We start from the raw sequence: 584 nt of genomic DNA, 5'->3' as shown, positions 1-584 counted from the left end.
AGCAAATCCTTGAAGCCGATAAAGCGGTACACGCCGGTGTCGACCTGAATCGAATAGATAGTCTTGGTCGTCGAGACGCTGTTCAGGATCGTGCCGTTGCGGATATCCACCGCGCGCAGGTTCACGGTCACCTGATCGACCCGATATTGCTGCGACGCCGAGATGCCCAGATAAGCGACGCCGGCGCCGCCCGTGCGAATGTTCGAGTCGTAGCCGACGATGCCGCCCTCCAGCACGATGCTCGCGGGTGCCAGTGCGCCGATCTGCGGAACGGTGGACCCGGCGCGGTTCTTGTCGTCAGGCGTCTCCAGTGCGCGCATGATTTTGCGCTCGGTCAGCAGGTCTTGAAGATTCTCGCGCTCGACCGGCGTGAACCAGCCGGAATCGCGCATCGCCTTGACGAGAAACGACGCGCCACCCTGGGTCACCTGCGACGAGAACGAGCTGTCCGGCGACGGCTTGTACTGGCCGGTCAGGTCGCGAAAGCCGTACACGGCTGCGGTGATCCTGCCTTTCGGCGGCGGCAGGTGCGTGAGGTCCCGCGTGACGCGCGTGGGCGGTGTGAGCGTCGCGTTGCCGGCTGA

General features: G+C 64.4%; 1 protein-coding gene. It reads right to left on the bottom strand.

Annotation, left to right across the window (positions count from 1 at the left end; all coding sequences use genetic code 11):
• Window positions 1–584: CsgG/HfaB family protein (locus tag AWB67_RS39210; RefSeq protein ID WP_327367307.1), on the bottom strand; the 584-nt coding region annotated here is incomplete at both ends.

The organism is Caballeronia terrestris, assembly GCF_001544515.1.
Classification (GTDB): Bacteria; Pseudomonadota; Gammaproteobacteria; order Burkholderiales; family Burkholderiaceae; genus Caballeronia; species Caballeronia terrestris.
This window is presented reverse-complemented; position numbering and strand designations above follow the sequence as displayed.